This window comes from Kribbella sp. NPDC043289 (assembly GCF_056436705.1).
The window spans coordinates 174,354-193,531 of sequence record NZ_JBWKCB010000007.1 but is presented as its reverse complement, the minus strand read 5'-3'; the positions used below and the strand labels follow the sequence as shown (position 1 = coordinate 193,531).

18 protein-coding genes, 2 tRNA genes and 1 riboswitch are annotated in these 19,178 nt (G+C 67.8%); of the genes, 13 read left to right on the top strand and 7 right to left on the bottom strand.

Annotated features, from left to right (window positions below):
* The first annotated feature begins 7 nt into the window (after positions 1 to 7).
* The 3 genes from AC0662_RS34050 (at position 8) to AC0662_RS34040 (ending at position 2,759) form a co-directional block, all read left to right on the top strand.
* Complete coding sequence (locus AC0662_RS34050) at positions 8 to 586, top strand: isochorismatase family protein (protein WP_478305810.1); 579 nt, start codon at positions 8 to 10, stop codon at positions 584 to 586.
* A gap of 76 nt (positions 587 to 662) precedes the next feature.
* Positions 663 to 1,847 carry an alginate lyase family protein gene (locus AC0662_RS34045; RefSeq protein WP_478305808.1) on the top strand — a complete coding sequence of 395 codons (1,185 nt, stop codon included), beginning with the start codon at positions 663 to 665 and terminating at the stop codon, positions 1,845 to 1,847.
* A 66-nt stretch (positions 1,848 to 1,913) separates the two neighbouring features.
* Complete coding sequence (locus AC0662_RS34040) at positions 1,914 to 2,759, top strand: alpha/beta hydrolase (protein WP_478305806.1); 846 nt, start codon at positions 1,914 to 1,916, stop codon at positions 2,757 to 2,759.
* A 99-nt stretch (positions 2,760 to 2,858) separates the two neighbouring features.
* Here AC0662_RS34040 and AC0662_RS34035 read toward each other — a convergent pair whose 3' ends face one another.
* The 4 genes from AC0662_RS34035 to AC0662_RS34020 all read right to left on the bottom strand — a co-directional run bounded on the left by AC0662_RS34035 (position 2,859) and on the right by AC0662_RS34020 (position 9,014).
* Complete coding sequence (locus tag AC0662_RS34035; RefSeq protein ID WP_478305804.1) at positions 2,859 to 3,911, bottom strand: ribonucleotide-diphosphate reductase subunit beta; 1,053 nt, start codon at positions 3,909 to 3,911, stop codon at positions 2,859 to 2,861.
* The gene (locus tag AC0662_RS34030) at positions 3,908 to 6,706 is read right to left on the bottom strand and encodes a ribonucleoside-diphosphate reductase subunit alpha (protein WP_478305802.1); all 2,799 of its coding nucleotides are present in this window, start codon (positions 6,704 to 6,706) and stop codon (positions 3,908 to 3,910) included. The genes AC0662_RS34035 and AC0662_RS34030 overlap by 4 nt, the downstream gene beginning before the upstream one ends.
* A gap of 163 nt (positions 6,707 to 6,869) precedes the next feature.
* Positions 6,870 to 7,037, bottom strand: a riboswitch (cobalamin riboswitch).
* Positions 7,038 to 7,097: 60 nt separating this feature from the next.
* Positions 7,098 to 7,679, bottom strand: coding sequence for a DinB family protein (locus AC0662_RS34025; RefSeq protein ID WP_452201538.1), 582 nt, complete (start codon positions 7,677 to 7,679; stop codon positions 7,098 to 7,100).
* A 69-nt stretch (positions 7,680 to 7,748) separates the two neighbouring features.
* On the bottom strand, positions 7,749 to 9,014 hold the full coding sequence (locus AC0662_RS34020) for a Fic family protein (RefSeq protein ID WP_452201536.1): 1,266 nt from the start codon (positions 9,012 to 9,014) through the stop codon (positions 7,749 to 7,751).
* Positions 9,015 to 9,105: 91 nt separating this feature from the next.
* Here AC0662_RS34020 and AC0662_RS34015 point away from each other — a divergent pair, with 91 nt between their 5' ends.
* Positions 9,106 to 9,930 carry a class I SAM-dependent methyltransferase gene (locus tag AC0662_RS34015; protein ID WP_452201534.1) on the top strand — a complete coding sequence of 275 codons (825 nt, stop codon included), beginning with the start codon at positions 9,106 to 9,108 and terminating at the stop codon, positions 9,928 to 9,930.
* Complete coding sequence (locus AC0662_RS34010) at positions 9,927 to 10,544, top strand: class I SAM-dependent methyltransferase (RefSeq protein WP_478305799.1); 618 nt, start codon at positions 9,927 to 9,929, stop codon at positions 10,542 to 10,544. The genes AC0662_RS34015 and AC0662_RS34010 overlap by 4 nt, the downstream gene beginning before the upstream one ends.
* 121 nt (positions 10,545 to 10,665) lie before the next feature.
* Here AC0662_RS34010 and AC0662_RS34005 read toward each other — a convergent pair whose 3' ends face one another.
* The 3 genes from AC0662_RS34005 to AC0662_RS33995 are packed head-to-tail and all read right to left on the bottom strand — an operon-like array spanning position 10,666 to position 12,197.
* Positions 10,666 to 10,863: a hypothetical protein gene (locus AC0662_RS34005; RefSeq protein WP_452201530.1), complete on the bottom strand. Its 198-nt coding sequence runs from the start codon at positions 10,861 to 10,863 to the stop codon at positions 10,666 to 10,668.
* A gap of 9 nt (positions 10,864 to 10,872) precedes the next feature.
* Complete coding sequence (locus AC0662_RS34000; protein WP_452201528.1) at positions 10,873 to 11,724, bottom strand: 3-methyladenine DNA glycosylase; 852 nt, start codon at positions 11,722 to 11,724, stop codon at positions 10,873 to 10,875.
* Positions 11,721 to 12,197, bottom strand: coding sequence for a GNAT family N-acetyltransferase (locus AC0662_RS33995; protein ID WP_478305797.1), 477 nt, complete (start codon positions 12,195 to 12,197; stop codon positions 11,721 to 11,723). The genes AC0662_RS34000 and AC0662_RS33995 overlap by 4 nt, the downstream gene beginning before the upstream one ends.
* A 69-nt stretch (positions 12,198 to 12,266) precedes the next feature.
* On the opposite strand from AC0662_RS33995, the gene AC0662_RS33990 reads away from it, so the two are divergent.
* From AC0662_RS33990 to AC0662_RS33955, 8 genes are all read left to right on the top strand, one after another.
* A complete protein-coding gene (locus AC0662_RS33990; protein ID WP_478305795.1) occupies positions 12,267 to 13,055 on the top strand; it encodes a fumarylacetoacetate hydrolase family protein in 789 nt (262 codons plus the stop codon).
* The gene (gltX, locus tag AC0662_RS33985; RefSeq protein ID WP_478305793.1) at positions 13,048 to 14,577 is read left to right on the top strand and encodes a glutamate--tRNA ligase; all 1,530 of its coding nucleotides are present in this window, start codon (positions 13,048 to 13,050) and stop codon (positions 14,575 to 14,577) included. The genes AC0662_RS33990 and gltX overlap by 8 nt, the downstream gene beginning before the upstream one ends.
* Positions 14,574 to 15,479, top strand: coding sequence for a lysostaphin resistance A-like protein (locus AC0662_RS33980; protein ID WP_478305791.1), 906 nt, complete (start codon positions 14,574 to 14,576; stop codon positions 15,477 to 15,479). The genes gltX and AC0662_RS33980 overlap by 4 nt, the downstream gene beginning before the upstream one ends.
* A gap of 118 nt (positions 15,480 to 15,597) precedes the next feature.
* A tRNA-Gln gene (locus AC0662_RS33975) sits at positions 15,598 to 15,669 on the top strand.
* A 79-nt stretch (positions 15,670 to 15,748) separates the two neighbouring features.
* Positions 15,749 to 15,824 (top strand) — tRNA-Glu (locus AC0662_RS33970).
* A gap of 335 nt (positions 15,825 to 16,159) precedes the next feature.
* Positions 16,160 to 17,479: a sugar ABC transporter substrate-binding protein gene (locus AC0662_RS33965; RefSeq protein ID WP_478305789.1), complete on the top strand. Its 1,320-nt coding sequence runs from the start codon at positions 16,160 to 16,162 to the stop codon at positions 17,477 to 17,479.
* A 10-nt stretch (positions 17,480 to 17,489) separates the two neighbouring features.
* Positions 17,490 to 18,350: a carbohydrate ABC transporter permease gene (locus tag AC0662_RS33960; RefSeq protein ID WP_478305787.1), complete on the top strand. Its 861-nt coding sequence runs from the start codon at positions 17,490 to 17,492 to the stop codon at positions 18,348 to 18,350.
* Positions 18,347 to 19,165 (top strand): carbohydrate ABC transporter permease, encoded by an 819-nt coding sequence (locus tag AC0662_RS33955; RefSeq protein WP_452201515.1) that lies wholly within the window; start codon positions 18,347 to 18,349, stop codon positions 19,163 to 19,165. Before AC0662_RS33960 ends, AC0662_RS33955 begins: the two co-directional genes overlap by 4 nt.
* Positions 19,166 to 19,178 lie beyond the last annotated feature (13 nt).

The window sequence follows — 19,178 nt, the reverse complement described above, 5'->3', positions numbered from 1 at the left end:
TCCCTCCGTGTCCGTCACCACCCTTGACCCGAAGACCGCCCTGGTCGTCATCGACCTTCAGAACGGCGTTGCCACCATCCCGGGCGAGCCGCACGCCACCTCCGACGTGATCAGCAGGAACGTCGAACTCGCCGACGCGTTCCGCAAGCACAACCTGCCGGTGGTCCTGGTCCGAGTCAGCTTCGCCGCCGACGGTGGGGACCGGCTCACCGGCCGCACCGAGCGTCCGGCCCGCTCGGCCGGCGGGACGATGCCGCCCGGCGCCGACCAGATCGTCGACCAGTTGGCGGGGAACGCCGACGACATCATCGTGACCAAGCGCAACTGGGGCGCCTTCCACGGCACCGATCTGGACGTCCACCTGCGCCGCCGCGGCATCACGCAGATCGTCCTGACCGGCGTCGCCACCAGCATCGGCGTCGAGTCGACAGCGCGCGCTGCGTACGAGCACGGGTACCACGTCACGCTCGCCACCGACGCGATGACCGACATGTCCGCCACCGCCCACGAGAACTCCCTCACCTGGATCTTCCCCCGCCTCGGCGAGTCCGGCACCACAGCGGAGATCCTCGAACTGCTCGGCTGATCTTTGGTTAGTAAGGTTTACTAATAGTTGCAGTCGGGCTAGCTTGCTGTCTCCGCCCCAATCGCAGGAGGCAGCCATGCGACTGCACCGCCCACTCCTTCTCACCCTGGCACTGACGCTGGTCGCGGCGTCCGCCGTACTGTTCGCCGCCCAGACCAGTACGGCGGCGCCGCCGACGTTCAAGCACCCCGGCGTCCTCGTCGACAAGGCCCAGCTCGACTTCGTGAAGCAGCAGGTCAAGGCCGGCGCCCAGCCACAGAAGGCGGCGTACGACGCGATGAAGGCCAGCTCGTACGCCGCCTTGTCGTACACCCCGAAACCGCGCGCGATCGTCGAGTGCGGGTCCAGCTCGAACCCCAACTACGGGTGCTCCGACGAACGCAACGATGCGCTCGCTGCGTACACCCACGCGCTGCTCTGGTATGTCACCGACGACGATCGCTATGCCAAGAAGGCGATCGCGATCATGGACGCGTGGTCCGCCGTACTGAAGGACCACACGAACACCAACGCCCCGCTGCAGACGGGCTGGTCCGGCGCCTCGTTCTCGCGGGCCGGTGAACTGATCAAGCGCACGTACGGCGGATCGTGGTCGCAGCGCGGCCGCTTCGAGAAGATGCTGCGCGACGTGTACCTGCCCGAGGTCCGCAACGGCGCCGGCTGCAAGAACGGCAACTGGGAACTGATCATGACCGACGCCGCGATCGGGATCGCCGTGTTCCTCGACGACCGGGCCGCGTTCGACAAGGCGGTCAGCATCTGGCGCGGCCGGCTGCCCGGGTACGTCTACGAGACCACCGACGGCTCGTACCCGAAGGCGCCGTCGACCTGCTCGTCGAAGGACACCCGCGAGGAGATCGTCGACTACTGGCAGGGCCAGTCGACGTTCTCGAACGGACTCGCCCAGGAGACCTGTCGGGACTTCGGGCACACCGGCTGGGGCCTCACTGCCGCCACCCACGTCGCCGAGACCGCCTACCACCAGGGCGTCGACCTGTACGCCGAAGCGGGCAAGCGACTCACTGACGGCTTCTACTTCCACACGCGGCTCGAGAACGGTGCGCCGACGCCGTCGAACCTCTGCGGAGGGACGGTGAAAAAGGGCCTCGGGGCGGTCACCGAGATCGTCTACAACCACTACCACAACCGGCTCGGCCAGCAGCTGCCGACGACGCTGCAGTACACCGAGAGCAAGCGGCCGGCCGGCGCGAACTATTTCTTCGCGTGGGAGACGCTGACCCACGCGGACAATCCGCGCTGAATCGATTCCCAAGGGGGGTGGTGAGGGGCTAGCGTCGCGGGCATTCCTGACCTGGAGGGGGTTTCGATGGGGCTGACTGATCGCGAGCGGGCCGAGGTGGACTCGGCCAATGCGTCCGGTAAGCAACCTGTGGTTTTCGTGCACGGGCTCTGGCTGCTCTCGAGCAGCTGGGACCGGTGGCGGCGGTTGTTCGAGGAGAACGGGTACAGCACGGTCGCTCCGGGGTGGCCGGACGACCCGGAGACGGTCGCGGAGGCGCGCGAGCACCCGGAGGTTTTCGCACACAAGATGGTCCAGGCGGTCACCGATCACTACCTGGACGCGATCGGCGGCCTGGACCGGAAACCCGCCGTGGTCGGGCACTCGTTCGGCGGGCTGATCGCCCAGAAGATCGCCGGCGAGGGAGCGTCGGCCGTGACCGTGTCGATCGACCCGGCGCCGGGTCGCGGCGTACTGCCGCTGCCGGCGTCGGCGTTGAAGTCCGGGTCGCCGGTCCTCGGCAACCCGGCGAACGCGCGGCGCTCGGTCACGCTGAGCTTCGACGAGTTCAAGTACGGATGGGCCAACGCCCTCGACGAGGACGAGGCCCGGCAGTTGTACGACGAGTTCCATGTGGCGGCGTCCGGCGTACCGATCTTCCAGGCCGCTGTCGCGAACCTGAACCCGTTCAGCGAGACCAAGGTCGAGTACAAGGCCGAGAACCGCGGGCCGATCCTGCTGGTGTCGGGGGAGAAGGACCACACGGTGCCGCACGCGATCACGCACGCGGCGTACAAGCAGCACGCGAAGAACTCCGGCATCACCGAGTTCGTCGAGCTGCCGAACCGCGGGCACTCGCTCGTCATCGACCACGGCTGGGAAGAGGTCGCCCGCACCGCACTCGACTTCATCCAGAAGCACGGCCCGGAGTGAGCTGCCCGGAGTGAGCTGCCCGGTGTGAGTTGCCCGGAGTGAGTTGAAGGAAGGCCCGCGGAGCGGCGAGTTGCACCGCGGGCCTTCCGGATCGGGGTGTCAGTCCCAGCTGAGTCCGCTGGAGGACTGGTACTCGATCACTCTGGTCTCGAAGAAGTTCTTCTCCTTCTTCAAGTCCATCACCTCTGACATCCATCCGAAGGGGTTCCGCGTTTCACCAAACAGCGGAGAAATTCCGATTTGTTCCGCTCTGCGGTCCGTGATGAACCGCATGTACTGCTCACAGAGGTCCGCGGTGAGGCCGAGCATGCCGTTCGGCATCGTCGCCCGGCCGTACGCGACCTCCAGCTCACAGGCCTCGGCGAGCATCTGCCGGACCTCGGCCTGGAAGGCGGCCGTCCACAGGTGCGGGTTCTCCTGCTTGATCTGGTTGACGCAGTCGATGCCGAAGTTCAGGTGGATCGACTCGTCGCGCAGGATGTACTGGTACTGCTCGGCGATCCCGACCATCTTGTTCCGCCGGCCGAGCGACAGGATCTGCGCGAACCCGGTGTAGAACCACATGCCCTCGAAGACCACGTAGAACGCGATCAGGTCGCGCAGGAACGCGGTGTCGGCCTCCGGTGTCCCGGTGCGGAAGTCCGGGTCCTCCAGGTGCTGGGTGTACTTCAGCGCCCACGCGTCCTTGTCCGAGATCGACGGCACCTCGCGGTACATGTTGAACAGCTCGCCCTCGTCGAGACCGAGCGACGTACAGATGTACTGGAAGGTGTGGGTGTGGACGGCCTCCTCGAACGCCTGGCGGAGCAGGTACTGCCGGCATTCGGGGTTGCTGAGCTGGCGGTAGACCGCGAGGACGATGTTGTTCGCGACCAGGGACTCGGCCGTGGCGAAGAAGCCGAGGTTGCGCTTGAGCATGAGCCGCTCGTCCTCGGTGAGGCCGTCTTTGGCCCCTGATGGACGCCGCCACAAGGCGATGTCGGCCTGCATGGACACCTCGGTCGGCATCCAGTGGTTGTTGCAGGCCGCGAGGTACTTCTCCCAGGCCCACGTGTACTTCAGCGGGAGGAGCTGGTTCACGTCCGCGCGGGAGTTGATCATCGCCTTGTCGGCGACCTCGACACGGGCCGCTCCGATCGACAGAGAGCTCACTGGCAGGCCTCGCAGTCCGGGTCGTCGAGGGAGCACACGGCTCCGGTGGGCTCAGTGAGAGCAACGGGTACGGCGTTGAGCCGGCCGTCGGTGCCTTGAAGCGTGGATTTCTCCACGTGGGTTGCTGACTGGGAACGCAGGTAATAAGTCGTCTTGAGGCCAAAGCGCCACGCTGACCGGTAAAGCTCATCCAGCGCGCGGCCGGACGGTTTCGCCATGTAGAGGTTCAGCGACTGCGCCTGGTCGATCCACTTCTGCCGCCGCGACGCCGCCTTCACCAGCCAGAGCGGGTCGATCTCGAACGCCGTCGCGTACAGCTCACGCAGATCGGCCGGGATCCGGTCGATGCCGGCCAGCACACCGTCGTGGTACTTCAGGTCCGACACCATCACCTGGTCCCACAACCCGCGGTCCTTGAGGTCGGCGACGAGGTACGGGTTCGCGATCGTGAACTCACCGGACATGTTCGACTTCACGAACAGGTTGCTGTACGTCGGCTCGATCGACTGGCTCACGCCGGAGATGTTGGAGATCGTCGCGGTCGGGGCGATCGCCATCACGTTCGAGTTCCGCATCCCGTCGCGCAGTACCTTCGCCCGCAGGGTGTCCCAGTCCAGCCGGGTACTCCGGTCGATGGTCACGTCACCGCCGCGCGCGGTGTGCAGCAGGTCGAGCGAGTCGATCGGCAGGATCCCGAGACTCCACAGCGATCCGTCGTACGACGAGTAGCGGCCGCGCTCGGCGGCGAGATCGCTGGACGCCTCGATCGCGTGGTAGCTGATCTGCTCCATCGAGCTGTCGGCGAACTCGACCGCGGCCTCGGAGGCGTACGGGACCCGGAGCGTGAACAGCGCATCCGCGAAGCCCATCAGACCGAGGCCGACCGGCCGGTGCCGCTGGTTGGCGCGCTCCGACTCCGGCGTGGTGTAGAGGTTCACGTCGATGACGTTGTCGAGCATCCGGACCGCTGTCCTGACGGTGTCCCGGAGCAGGTCGTCGTCCAGGCCGGTGTCGGTCAGGTGCGCGACCAGGTTGACCGAGCCCAGGTTGCAGACCGCGGTCTCCTCGACCGTGGTGTTCAGGGTGATCTCCGTGCACAGGTTCGACGAGTGCACGACACCGCTGTGCTGCTGCGGTGAACGCAGGTTGCAGGCGTCCTTGAAGGTGATCCACGGATGCCCGGTCTCGAACAGCACGGTCAGCATCCGGCGCCAGAGGTCAACCGCCTTGACCCGCTTGAAGGTATGGATCTCGCCACGATCCGCCGCCTCCTCGTACGCGCGGTACGCATCGGCGAACGCGGTGCCGTAGAGGTCGTGCAGATCCGGCACCTCGTCCGGCGAGAACAACGTCCACTCACCACCGGCCTCGACCCGCTGCAGGAACAGGTCCGGCACCCAGTTCGCGGTGTTCATGTCATGCGTACGCCGCCGCTCGTCCCCGGTGTTCTTCCGCAGATCCAGAAACTCCTCGACGTCGATGTGCCACGTCTCCAGATACGCACACACCGCGCCCTTACGGCGCCCGCCTTGGTTCACCGCGACCGCGGTGTCGTTGGCAACCTTGAGGAAGGGGACGACGCCCTGGGACTCGCCGTTGGTGCCGCGGATGCGGGCGCCGATGCCGCGGACCGGGGTCCAGTCGTTGCCGAGGCCGCCGGAGTACTTGGCGAGGAGGGCGTTGTTGCGGATGCCGTGGAAGATGCCGGCCAGATCGTCCTCGACCGTGGTGAGGAAGCAGGACGACAGCTGCGGCCGGGTGGTGCCGGAGTTGAACAGCGTCGGCGTCGACGACATGAAGCGGAACGAGCTGAGCAGTTGGTAGAACTCGATCGCCCGCGCCTCCCGGTCGTCCTCGCGCAGCGCCATCCCCATCGCGACGCGAAGGAAGAAGGCCTGCGGCAACTCGTACCGCACTTTGTCGATGTGCAGCAGGTAGCGGTCGTGGAGCGTCTGCAGCGCGAGGAACGTGAAGGTCAGGTCGGCGTCCGGATCGATGGCCTCGGCGAGCCGCTCGAGGTCGAACTCGGCGAGCCGGGGGTCGAGCTGCCCGGCCTCGATCCCGACCCGGATGTACCGCGGGAAGTAGTCGGCGTACGCCGCGGTCATGTCGGCCTGGCTGGCCTGCCGGGGCTCGCCGTACACGCGGCCCAGCGTCTCGCGGCGGATCCGGTCCAGCAGGAGACGTGCGGCGGCGAAGCTGTACTGCGGCTCGGTCTCGACGTACGACCGGGCGGCCATCACCAGCGCGAGCTCGACCTCGTGCTGCGCGATGCCGTCGTAGCAGGCGCCGAGGGTCTCGTTCAGGATCAGTTCGGGGTCGACCGCGTCGAGACCGGCAGCTGCCTCGGCGACGACCACTTGGAGACGATCGACGTCTAGCGGGGACCGGGTGCCGTCGGCGGCGCGGACGGACGGCGCCGGCTTCTCGGTGACGCCGGACGCGTCGGCGGGGGTGCGGGCCTTGGTCCGCTCCTCGCGGTACAGGACGTAGGCGCGGGCGACCTGGTGCTCGCCGGCGCGCATCAGCGCCAGCTCGACCTGGTCCTGGATGTCCTCGACCTGCACGCTGCGCCGCCCGGACAGCGAATTCAGACCGCGGCTGGTCAGGGCACCGACGACCCGGCCGGTCAGGTCGGTCACCAGGTCGCGGACCCGGTGGGTGGCGGCCGCGTCGGCGCCCTCGACAGCGAGGAACGCCTTCGTCACGGCGACGGAGATCTTGGTGGCGTCGAACGGAGTACTGCTGCCGTCGCGACGGACGACGGTCAGCTCGATCTCCCGGTCCGTCGCCACAGAGGCTGACGATGAGGAAGCAATGGTCACAGGTGTGCGCTCCAGAAGTGTTCGGAGACCCGGCACCACGCGAGCAGGCGCACGACGAGACGGCAGCACCGGCCGGTACCACTGCCCGTCACGCCCTGCGACCCACCCGCGAGATCTCGGACCGCGTGTACCGGCGGTACACGCACCGGTGGCAGGTATCCGGACTCGCGGACGCAGCTGGACGTCACGACCGCTCACCGTTGCGGGGCAGTTCCGGACTCGCACCGGATTCCCCTGTTGCCTCGAGATGAACAACATGTTGTGTCGTCGACCATCCCGAACCACCAGCAGTAGTGATGCTAAGTCGGAACATCTAGATCTTGTGGTAGCGCCACGCCGCGTGTCGCACATCTTGTGGTCCTCACGCCGCGACCGCATACAGATCCTGGAGCGTCATGATCTCGGAGCCGTGATGGATCAGCTCGCGATTGAGGCGCAGTACGACGTGGCCGAACGGCTCGGCCGCGTCGAGTTCGTTGGCCTGGCTGAGGCCGACCGTCGTCACCGCGTCCTCGTCGAGGCCGGCGATCGCGTCCTGCCAGGCCTCGACCCAGTGGGTCAGCCAGGCGACCGCATCCCGCGCGTTGCCGTGCAGGGTGATGTCCGCGCGGCCCTGCCGGCTTTCGCCGAACGTCCACTCCCAGCGCTCGAAGAACGTCTCGGTCAGGTGCGCGATCAGCCAGGCGATCGTCCGTGGGCCGCGATGGTCCGGCTCGTCCGGCCATTGCGCGACCCATTCGCCGGACCCGAGTGCGCGGAAGTGTCCTGTGTAGTGCCGCCGGACGACGGTGAGCGCCTCGCTGCTCGGGCGCCAGAAGTACTGCTCGTCGGTCAGCCGGGCCAGCCGGCCGGACAGGACCATCCAGCTGAAGCCGAGCTGGCCGCGGACCATGGCCATCGCCGATGGCCTGTGCAGGATGTCCCAGTCGAACGGCTCCGGCATAACAGCTCCCCTGTACGATCGAACATATGTTCGAATTCTTGCTCCACAGGGAACGGAAAGTCAAACCACCTAGCGTGTCGGTCGTGGCCTCGACGGAACGGGTCTGCTAGGCGGCTCGATCTGCGTGTCCGCGGCCGGGCTCGCGAAGCGGCGCTCGAGCAGCGTGAAGGCGTCGATCAGCTCGGGCGCCTCGTAGACGCGGTTCCGCCGGCCGTCGGTGACCTCGCGCAAGATCCGCGCCTCGACCAGTCGGGCGAGGCCCTGGTTGGCGGCCTGCTGCGAGCGGTCGATGAGCTGCGCCGCGGCGGCGAGTGTGAGGACGGGTGCGGCCGGCAGGGCCTCGATCAACAGCTCGGTCGCCGAGCCCGCGCGGACCGGCGCGGCGCGTTCCCGCCAGGACGCCTTCAGATCGACGGCCGTCTGCTCGAAACGGGCGGCCTCCGCGGTCGCGTGCGTACAGGCCAGCGCGAACATCCGCAGCCACGGATTGGCGGCCGCGCGGGCCTTCGCGGTCGTCGAGCGCCCGACGTACCGGAAAGCGGTCAGGGTGTCGACGTACTCCGTCGCGTGGGTGGCGAGCGCCAGTGAGACCGGCGGCACCGTGCGCGTCACCAGGCCGTCGGCACGCAGGATCAGGTGGATCAGGGCCCGCCCGGTCCGGCCGTTGCCGTCGGCGAAGGGGTGGATGGTCTCGAACTGGGCGTGCGCGATCGCGGTCTTGGCGAGCACCGGCAGCGGCGACTCGCGGACGAAGGTCATCAGGTCCGCGAGCAGTTCCGGGATCAGTTGCGCCGGCGGCGGGACGTAGTAGGCCTCGGCGGGGGAGCGGCCGCCGATCCAGTTCTGCAGGTAGCGGATCTCGCCGCCGTACTCCGGGTTCGGCGACTGCGCCATCAGGAGCCGGTGTGCCTCGAGCAGATGGTCGACCTCGAGTTTGTCACCGGCCTGGACGGACTCGGTCACCCAGGTCATCGCGTCGACCGCGCCGAGTACCTCCTCGGCCGTGACGTCCCGCGCCCGATCCCGCAGTACGTCGGCCTTCAATAGGCGGCGGGCTCCGACGACGAGACCCTCGATGTGGGACGAGCCGACCGCCTCGGCGCGCAGCAGGAGTCGCGCGAGGGCCTCGCTGTTGGTCAGGACGGCGGCGGTCGCGTCCAGACGGGCGAGATCGCCGGCGGCGTCCTCGAGTGCCGCGAGAACGTCGTCGCTCAGGTTGAACTCCCGACCGACCAGCGGGTCCGGGAAGTACAGCTCGTACGACCCGCCCAGCCGCTCGGCCCGGGTGAACCCATCGGGGTGCCCGGGCCAGCGGTGTAACTCCACCCTCGCCATACTCTTATTCAACCTTATCCACAAACCTTGAACAAGGCTATGGATGGGAGTCTGCCAGGCTGTGGACCCGGTTGTGGGCAGACTGCTTGGTGTGACTCTCGACGCGCAGACGCAGGACATGGTGGCCGCCAACGAGGCCGACTGGAACGCGAGGGCGCCGCTGCACGCGGCAAGCGACTTCTACGACCGCCCCGCCGAGTTCTGGTTCGCGGACTACGAGTGGGACGACCTCGGTCCGCTGGAGGGGCGCGACGTACTGCACCTGCAGTGTCATCTCGGGACGGAGACGATCGAGTTCGCGCGGCGGGGTGCACGGGCCAGCGGTCTCGATCTGTCGGAGAAGTCGCTGGATGCGGCGCGGGGGATCGCGGCCGCGGCCGGAGTCGACGTCGACTACGTCCACGCGAACGTGTACGACGCGGTGCAGGCGGTCGACGGTCGGCAGTTCGACATCGTCTACACGGGAAAGGGCGCGCTCTGTTACCTCCCCGACCTGAAGCAGTGGGCCGAGGTCGTACGGGAGCTGCTCAAGCCCGGGGGCGCTCTGTACGTCGTCGAGTTCCATCCGTTGCTCAATGCGCTGCGCGAGGTCTCTCTCCCCGGCGAGTCGGACGACCTGGTCATCCGCGCCGACTACCTCGAAGGACGCGGGCCGATCGCGCACGACTCAACCGTCACCTACACCGGCGACGAGGTCCCCGGTCGCCAGACCAGCTACGAGTGGCGGCACGGCATGGGGGAGATCGTCAGCACGCTCGCCGGCGCCGGCTTCCAGCTCACCAGTCTGCGCGAATCCGAAGTACTCCCGTGGCCCCGCTGGCCATCCATGCAGCAAACCCCGGAGGGCTGGTGGCGCCTCCCTGACCCCGCCCCGCGAATCCCACTCCTCTTCGCACTGAAAGCGACCAAGTCATGAATCGTCAGAACCGCGAGCAGGACCTGATCACCTACTACTCCAACGAGGTCCGGGCCCGGTCCGACCGTGAGCTGCCGGATGCCCGGGTGGACCGTCGTACTGCTTATCTCAGCCAGTTGCAGGCCGAGGGGCGTCATACGGTGTTGGAGATCGGCTGTGGTCCGGGCCGCGACGGTGCGGCGATCGCGGCGGCGGGGTTCGACTACACGGGGGTGGATCTGGCGCCCGCAAGTGTCGAGGTGTGCCGTGGGCTCGGGTTGCGTGCCGAGGTGGCGTCGGTGCTCGAGTTGCCGTTCGGCGACGGGACGTTCGACGCAGGCTGGACGATGAGCACGTTGCTGCATGTGGCCGACGAGGACCTGGATCTGGCGTTGCGCGAGATCGTGCGCGTCCTGAAGCCCGGCGCACCGCTGGCCGTCGGCCTGTGGGGTGACGTCAGCGCCGGTGAGCGCGTGTGGGAAGACAACACGGGTTATGGACCCGGGCGGTTCTTCAGCATCCGCTCCGATGAGGGAGTGCGTGAGGTTCTCCAGCGGTACGGCGCGGTGGAGGACTGGGCTACCTGGGACGACGGCCGCGTCATGCACTACCAATGGGCGATCGTGCGCGTCTGAGTCCGGCCGCTCGACAGTACGTATATGCCCACTGCGAGGGTTTCTCCGGTTGGTTGAGCGTGGGCGTTGGCCAGTGCCGGGCACACGTCCTGTCGAGCTGCTGATTCTCGAGCCGGCTCGGTCAGCTTCGTTTCTTCGGTCCGCGGAGTGCGACGTACAGCAGCGCCACTCCGAAGGCGGCGATGATCGGGCCGACAGTGGCCCACAGGGTGCTGCCGGTCATCGAGCTGCCCTTGAGGTAGCCCAGGCCCTGCATGGTCCAGACACCGCCGGTGGCGATGAGCAGGACGCCGAAGGCGATCGCGACGATCTTTCCCATGCTGCGAGATTAGCTCAGCAACTGGTCGCAGAGCTCCACGAGTCGCCGGCGCAGCGGCCTGGCGCGGTCGGCGAAGGAGCGTTGGGCAGTCGTGTACTCCGCTTTGCCGGCCGCCGTCTCGATGCGCACGGGGGAGTAGCCGAGCTTCGCGAGATCGTACGGCGAGGCCTGCATGTCGAGGGTGCGGATGTCGCGCGCCAGCTCGAAGCAGTCCAGGAGCAGCGTGCTGGGGGTGAAGGGCATCAGCTTCGTCGCCCACTTGTAGAGGTCCATGTTGGCGTGCAGGCAGCCGCCCTGCTCCAGCCGCGGCTGGGACTCGCGGGTCGGTTGCAGGGAGTTGAGCGGCCGCGCGGGATCGGTGAAGAACCGGAACGCGTCGAAGTGCGAGCAGCCGATCTTGTGCGACTCGACGACCTGATCGGTGCCCTCGGCCCCTAACCGGAGCGGCCAGGACGCGTGCCGTACCTCGGGAGTCCGGTACACCATCGCCCATTCGTGCAGGCCGAAACAGCCGAACTGCGGTTGCAGATCGAGCGTCGCGGCGAGCAGCCGCCGGATCCAGGTGATGCTGTCCGCCCGGCGCTCGATCTCGGCTGGGTCGAGCGCGGCAGTTCCGTCGTTCACGACGTACCCGCGTCGCTCGGCGTAGACCGCGGCCTCCTGCAGGTGGACGCCGGGGCCGGGGTGCCAGATGCGGAGCTGGTTCGGACGGGTCGGGTAATAGGTGAAGAGGAAGTCCTCGACCGGATGCGGCTCGCGGCGCCGGCGGCGTTCCAGATGACCGGCGAGCAGTACGTCGACCCGCTTGGTGTGCTCCGTCGCGTACGCCGACCACTCGTCGAAGGGCAGCGTGACGGTCATAGGTCGAGGGCGAACGCGTAGAGATCGACGCCCGGGATGGGAGCCCAGTCCCGCTCGGGGATCCGGGTGAACCCGAGACGCTCGTAGATCCGGTGGGCGGTGGCCATGTAGTTCGCGCTGCTCATGACGATCCGCCGCAGGCCCTGCTCGCGGGTCCGCTCGATGCAGCGCTCGGTCAGCGCCCGGCCGATGCCCTGCCCGCGCGCGCGTCCCGCGACACCGAGCATCCGGAACTCGCCCTCGTCGTCGCGGCCGATCTCGCGGTATACCGAGCCCACCGGGCAGTAGGTGACCGTGCCGAGCAGACCGTCTTCGTCCGCGGCCACCCACAGTTCGGCCTTGGCGGCCCGGTCCGCTGCCGCACGCAAAGTCATCGCGTAGTCACCGCGCACGAAACCGTCGTGCGTGTACGCCGCCACCGTCAGCTCGCCCACCGCGTCGTACTCGTCCTGGCGGGCCAAGCGAATCTCCATCGTCACCACATCACTGTCTCATCGTCACCACATCACTGCCGCATTCGTCGCCGACGGTAGGCTCGGCCCGTGCGTATCGCCAGATTCTCCGTGGAGGACGAGCCGAAGTACGGCGTCGTCGAGACCGACGACCCCGAAGGGCTCACCGGCACTGTCAACGTGCTCGACTCGGACCCGCTGTACCGGTCGGCCCAGTTCACCGGGGAGAAGCTGCAGCTGGCTGACGTCCGGCTGCTGGCGCCGGTGATCCCGCGCAGCAAGGTGGTGTGCGTCGGGCGGAACTACGCGGCGCACGCGGCCGAGCTCGGCAACGACGTACCGACGCAGCCGATGATCTTCCTGAAGCCGAACACCAGCGTGATCGGCCCGCGGGACGGCATCGTCTACCCGGAGCAGACCAACGACCTGCAGTTCGAGGGCGAACTGGCGATCGTGATCGGCCGGATCTGCCGGGACCTGCCCAAGGAGCGGGTCAACGAGGTGATCTTCGGCTACACGATCGCGAACGACGTGACCGCGCGCGACCTGCAGAAGTCCGACGGCCAGTGGGCCCGGGCCAAGGGGTACGACACGTTCTGCCCGCTCGGCCCGTGGATCAGCACCGAGCTCGACGCCGCGGACCTGCGGGTCAGCACCGAGCTGAACGGCGAGCTCAAGCAGGACGGGCGGACCTCGCAGTTCATCTTCGACGTCCCGGAGGTGCTGGCCTACATCACCTCCTTCACCACGCTGCTGCCCGGCGACGTGGTGCTCACCGGCACCCCCGCGGGTGTCGGCCCGATGTTGCCCGGTGACGAGGTCTCGATCAGCGTCGAAGGAATCGGAACTCTGACGAACAAGGTGATCGTGCGTGACTGACCGGGCCGTGAACGACGTACTGGGTGGCCTGGAACCGCATCAGGTCCGAGTGCGCTTCCCACCGTCCCCGACTGGCCTGCTGACCGTCGGCAACATCCGCAGCGCCCTGTTCAACTGGGCCTTCGCCCGGCACTACGGCGGCAAGCTGGTGCTCCGGATCGAGGACACCGACACCTCGCGGAACACCGAGGAGGGCTACCGGTACACCTACGACGCCCTCCGCTGGCTCGGCCTGCTCTGGGACGAGGGCCCGGAGGTCGGCGGCGACTTCGGGCCGTACCTGCAGTCCGAGCGGATGGACACCTACGCCGACGTCGTCAGCAAGCTCCTCGCCGCGCAGAAGGCGTACCACTGCTACTGCTCGCAGGAGGAGCTCGACCAGCGCCGCGAGGCCGCGCGCACCTCCGGCCAGCACAGCGGGTACGACGGTCACTGCCGCGACCTGCCGCCCGAGCAACTGCAGGCGTACATCGACGAGGGTCGCCGGCCCGTGGTCCGGCTGCGGATGCCGGATCGCCCGATCGTGTTCGACGACCTGGTCCGCGGCGAGATCACCTTCCTCCCGGAGAACCTGGGGGACTACGTCCTGGTCCGGGCCAACGGTTACCCGCTCTACCCGCTGGTGAACCCGGTCGACGACGCGCTGATGGAGATCACCCACGTCCTGCGGGGAGAGGACCTGCTGCCGTCGACACCGCGCCAGATCGCGCTCTACGAGGCGCTCGCGGACATCGGCATCGGCAGCGGCCGGACGCCCCGGTTCGGGCACCTGCCGTTCGTGATGGGCGAGGGCAACAAGCGGTTGTCCAAGCGGGACAAGGGTTCCGGACTCACCGAGTACGTCGAGCGCGGTTTCCTGCCCGAGGGTCTGCTGAACTACCTGGCGCTGCTCGGCTGGTCGATCGCCGAGGACCGGGACGTGTTCACGATGGCGGAGATGATCGAGGCGTTCGACATCCGCAAGGTGAACGCGAACTCGGCCCGCTTCGACCCGAAGAAGTGCGAGGCGATCAACGCCGCGCACATGCGGATGATCCCGGCCGAGGAGTTCGCGGAACGGATGATCCCGTTCCTGGCGGGTGGCGGGGTGCTGCCCGCCGAGCCCGCTGAGCCCTCGGACGCGCAGCTCGCGGTACTGCGGGCCGCCGTACCGCTGGTGCAGGAGCGGATGAACACGCTGTCCGAGTCGGTCGACATGCTCGGGTTCCTGTTCGTCAGCGAGGACAAGTTCTCGATCGACCCGGACGCGGCCGCGAAGGGGCTGGCCGGGGACGCGGACGCGGTCCTCGACGCCTCGATCAAGGCGCTGACCGACGTCGACTGGACGACCGAGGCGATCGAGGCGGCGTTGCGGGCCTCGCTGATCGACGGGCTCGGGCTGAAGCCGAAGAACGCATTCGGCCCGGTCCGGGTGGCGATCTCCGGCCGCCGGATCTCCCCTCCGTTGTTCGAGTCACTCGAGCTGCTCGGCCGCGAGACATCGCTGCGCCGGCTCGAGCAGGCCCGTCGTACGACGGCATGACCGTGCCCGCGAAGGACGTGACCCGCAAGAGCGGGACGAAGTACCAGGACCTGCTCCGCACGCCGGAGGCACCCCGTGGGTACGTCGTCCTCGGGTCGCTGGCGATCCTGGTCGGCTGGATGGTCGCCAGCCTGGTCATCCTCGGTGTCCAGCAGGCGATCCGGACCGATCCCGAGGGCACGATGTCCTGGTTCGGGCTGCTCGCCACGAACCTGTCGCTGATCGTGCTGATCCCGCTCAGCATCCTGGTCGCCCGCAAACTCAACCGCCAGCCACCGGGGCTGCTGTCCTCAGTGGTCGGCGGGCTGCGCTGGCGGCCGCTGGCGTGGTTCGCGCTCGCCGCGATCGTGATCGAGCTGCTGGCGCTCGCGGTCGTCCAGTTCGGCAACGTCGAGCTCGCGACCGGCGAGCGGCACAGTGGTGGCGCGGCGTCGGACGCGGTCGCCGTGATCGCCGTCACGCTGCTCACGTCGACGTTCCAGGCCGCGGGGGAGGAGTACTACTTCCGCGGCTACCTGCTGCAGGCGATGGGCGCGCTGGCCCGTAGCTCAGTGGTGGTGGTCCTGGTGACCGCTCTGCTCTTCACCGCCGCGCACGGGATCTGGCCGTGGCAGAGCCCGGCGCTGTTCCTGGACCGGTTCGCGTTCGGTCTCGTCGCCGGGGTGCTCGTGGTCCGCACGGGCGGCCTGGAAGCGGGCATCGCGGGGCACGCTGCGAACAACGTGGTGACGTTCGTGTTCGCGGCCCTGACGAACAGCGTCGGCGCGAGCCTCGGCGTCAAGGACGCGCCCTGGTCGCTGGTCATCGTCGACGTCGTGAAGTTCGCGGCGTTCGGGGCGGTCGCGCTGTGGATCGCGGGCCGGATGAACCTGACGACCGAGCGTCAGGAGAGTCGGGTGTGACGGGAGTGACAACGCGCCCGAGGGACCCCGTTTTGGTGTCCGGTCGCATGCTCGGGTAAGCTCTCCGAGCCGGGATGGTGAGGGCGGAAACAAACTCTCCAACTCAGTGAAATGCCTTTGGGGTATGGGGTAATTGGCAGCCCGTCTGATTCTGGTTCAGTTAGTCTAGGTTCGAGTCCTAGTACCCCAGCGGATTGGACCGCACCGATGAAAATCGGTAAAGTTCAACCTCGTTGCCCGGGCCGAAAGGTCCGGATGACAAAACCTCTGGCCCCGTTGTGTAGCGGCCTAGCACGCCGCCCTCTCAAGGCGGTAGCGCGGGTTCGAATCCCGTCGGGGCTACCAGAGAATCAGCGCCTCCCACCGAGTGGTGGGGGGCGCTGTTGCGTTGCGCCGGAGGTGGGTGCGGGGCGGGTGGGATCGGCTGGGGAACCGGTCGCGGGTGGGTGGGGGTTGCGCGCGTGCGGGGTGCGTGCGGAGCTGGTCGCGTGGGCTGGGGCTGCGTGGGGGCGGCCGGCCGCTTCGGGTGAGGGCAGCGGGTTTGTGGAAGAAAAGGTGCGGTGGGTGGCACTGAAGTTCCACACAGGGGAGTGCTGGACAGACCCGAGTCTAAGCGCTTAGAGTCTACGCGCTTAGACCTCCCGTCGGCCGTTCTGGCCCGTCGTTGAAAGGGGATTGCCGTGCCGCGGAACCTCTTCCCCCGTCCCGCCGCGCTGATCGCTGCCCTGGGTGCGGTCGTGCTGCTCGCCGCCGGCTGTGGCGGTTCGGCGGATTCCGCCGCCCCGGCCGCCGCGGACCAAGGTCCGCAGACCGGGACCATCACGTTCGCGGGGACCGACAACACCGAGACCTACCAGCCCGTGATCAAGGCCTTCGAGGCGAAGAACCCGGGGATCAAGGTCACCTACACGCAGATCCCGTTCGACCAGTTCAACGCGACCATGCAGCAGCGGCTGGCTGCGAAGGACACCGGGATCGACGTCTACACGGTCGACGAGCCGCGGGTCTCGCAGCTGGCCGCCAAGGGGTTCCTGACCGACCTCAGTGACCTCGACGGCCGCGTGAAGAGTTCGGTGAGCGCGACGGCGTACAAGACCAACCACTTCCGCGACAAGCTGTGGTCGTTGCCGATGTGGAACTCGACGCAGTTCCTCTTCTACAACAAGACCGCGCTGGCCAAGGCGAAGGTGACGCCGCCGACGGCGGACCCGCAGCAGCGCTGGACCTGGGAGCAGGTCGAGGCGGCCGGCCGCAAGGCGATGCAGGCGGGCGGGACGAAGTACGGACTGTTCATGGAGCAGCCCGAGGCGTACTACCAGCTGCAGCCGCTGGCCGAGTCGCTCGGCGGCGGCTCCGGGATCAAGGGCGACGACGCGCTGACGCCCGCCATCGAGACCGACGGCTGGAAGAAGGCCATGCAGTGGTACGGCGCCACGTTCGCGAGCGGACTGTCGCCGCGGGGGATCGGCGGGTTCCAGACCGGTCCGGTGTTCGCGGCCGGCAACGTCGCGTTCTTCGTCGGCGGCCCGTGGGACCTGAAGATTTTCGGCAGCTCGAAGATCGACTGGGGCGTCGCGCCGCTGCCGTACTTCCAGGGCGGCAAGCCGGTCACGCCGACCGGTTCGTGGTCGCTCGGCATCAACCCGGCGTCGAAGCAGCAGGGGATGGCGCGGAAGTTCCTCGAGTTCGCGACGCTCGACCCGGCCGGCAACCTGGCCACCACGAGTACGACGACGATCATCCCGGCGAACCTCGCCGCGCAGAAGCAGTACACCCCGCAGATGGATGCGTTCTCCGGTGCGAAGACGGCCGGTGCCGCGGCGATCACGACGTACGAGAGTGAGCACACCGCGGTGCCGCGGCCGGTGAGCGTCGGGTACATCCAGTTCGAGGAAGTGCTGGCCAAGGCGTTCGCCGACATCCGCAACGGGACGAACCCGGACGCGCGGCTGCAGGAGGCGACGCGGCAGCTCGACGAGGCCTGGAAGTCGATCAAATGAGGCGGATCAAGTGAAGCAGCGGCAGGGGCTGATCGCCCTGGCCTTCCTCGCGCCGGCGCTGGTGTGTCTCGCCGTACTGCGGATCGTGCCGGCGATCTCGGCCGTGACCGAGAGCTTCTACACCGAGAGCCTGCTGCGCGGCGGGCGGGTGTTCGCCGGGCTGGGCAATTACACCGATCTGCTGTCGAACAAGGACTTCCGGCAGGCGGTCGGCGTGACGCTGCTCTTCACGGTGCTGGTCAACCCGATCCAGGTGGTCGTCTCGTTCCTGCTGGCGGTCCTGTTCACCCAGAAGGCCGCCGGCTCGAAGCTCTGGCGGACGTTGGTGATCCTCCCGATCGCCACCCCGCCTGCGGTCTCGGCCGTGATCTGGAGCGTCATCTACCGGCCGGACGGCCTCGCGAACGGCGTACTCGAGCGACTCGGCCTCCCGGCGCAGCCGTTCCTCACGTCGTCCAGCCAGGTGCTGCCGTCGCTGATCGTGCTGCTCTCGTGGATCGGCGTCGGGTACTGGATGCTCTTCCTGATCGCGGGAATCCAGGAGGTCCCGGTCGAAGTACGGGAGGCCGCGCTGCTCGACGGCGCCGGTGCGTGGCGCCGGATGGTGTCGGTCATCCTCCCGCTGGTACGGCGGCCACTCGCCTTCGTACTCGTCGCCGACACCGTGTCGAACCTGCTGGTGTTCGCGCCGGTCCAGATCCTCACCAAGGGCGGCCCGAACGGCAACAGCAACCTGCTGATGTACGACGTCTACACCCGCGCCTACGCGATCGGCGACATCCACGTCGCGCAGGCCGAGGTCGTCATCCTGGTCGCACTGACGCTCGCGATCGTGGCGGGGCAGTTCCGGTTGTTGCGGGGTGACCAGTGAAGCGGGTCAGCCTCTCGGTGCTCGGTGGAGTCGTCGGACTGCTGTTCTTCCTGCCGCTGCTGTGGGTCGTCACGAACTCGCTGCGGCCGGGCTCGGAGACGTTCGCGAACCTCAGTCCGTTGTCGTGGCAGACGTTCTTCGAGCTGCGGCCGACCCTGACCAACTACTCGGCCTTGCTGAGCAGTGACATCGGTCGCGCGACACTCAACTCGATCGTCGTCAGCGCCGCCACGGTCGTGATCGGGCTCGCCGTCTGCGCGACCGCGGCGTTCGGGCTGGCGGCGTTCGAGTTCCGCGGCCGCGGGCTGGTGTTCGGGATCGTCGTACTGAGTTTCCTGGTGCCGTTCGACGCGATCGCGATCCCGTTGTCGTCGATGTTCCGGGACTGGCAGCTGACCAACACGTTCACCGGCCTGGTGCTGCCCGGGATCGGCAACGGGATGGCGATCTTCCTGCTCCGGCAGTTCTTCCTCGGCATCCCGGCCGAACTGGTCGAGGCCGGGCGGCTCGACGGACTCGGCTGGTTCGGCGTCTTCCGCTGGATCTACCTGCCGCTGTCCAAACCCGCGCTGATCGGCGCCGGCCTGATGCTGTTCCTGTTCCAGTGGCAGTCGTACGTCTGGCCGTTGCTGATCGGCACCGACGCGCGGCACGTCCTCGGTCCGGTCGCGCTCTCGAACCTGCAGGGCCAGAATTTCACCGACTACGGTCTCGTGTTCGCGGGGGCCGTCGTCCTCACCGTCATCCCGCTGGTGGTCATCGCCGGCTTCCAGCGGTACTTCGTCCAGTCCGTCTCGAGCAGTGGCCTGAAATAGGGAGACCATGCAT